This is a genomic window from Gilvimarinus gilvus (assembly GCF_030518155.1).
Lineage (GTDB): Bacteria > Pseudomonadota > Gammaproteobacteria > Pseudomonadales > Cellvibrionaceae > Gilvimarinus > Gilvimarinus gilvus.
The window spans coordinates 1-505 of sequence record NZ_JAULRU010000495.1 but is presented as its reverse complement, the minus strand read 5'-3'; the positions used below and the strand labels follow the sequence as shown (position 1 = coordinate 505).

Annotated in this window: 1 protein-coding gene; it reads right to left on the bottom strand. The window is 47.5% G+C overall.

The features are described 5' to 3' along the window. Positions 1 to 505 (bottom strand): IS110 family transposase (locus QWI17_RS09050; protein WP_370661379.1); only part of this gene is annotated, 505 nt, incomplete at both ends.

Genomic DNA, 505 nt, shown 5'->3' with positions numbered 1-505 from the left:
CTGTCTCGATTATAAGGCGCCAAACCCGTCAGAGCACCAACCTGGCGGTTGGTCAGTGTTCCAAGCTCAGGAAGCTCTCCTAGTAATGTATGCGCGACCCCATCTCCAATGCCGGGGACACTCAACAACAACCTATAGGTATCTTCCCATTCAGTCACCTCGGCGACTCTTTTAGAAAGCCTGGTATTAACCCACTCGATTTCCTTATCTAAAAACTTCAGCATGCGATTATGCGTTGCCTGGTGTGCTTTTTCCGCTTTGTGTTTACGATTAAGCTCTTGTGTTCTTGATTCCATGAGTTGGCGTTTTCGGGCGAGTAAGTCCCTGATATATCGTATTTTTTTGTTGCTTATGGGACGTATTTTAGGCTTAAGCATCGCCCCGAATTGCGCGATCACCTGAGCGTCGATCTTGTCTGTCTTTGCGATTATCCCTTGGGCTTTGGCAAATTGACGAACATTCATGGGTTGTACAACGACAACGGGTAACCCAGATTCTGCCAGTG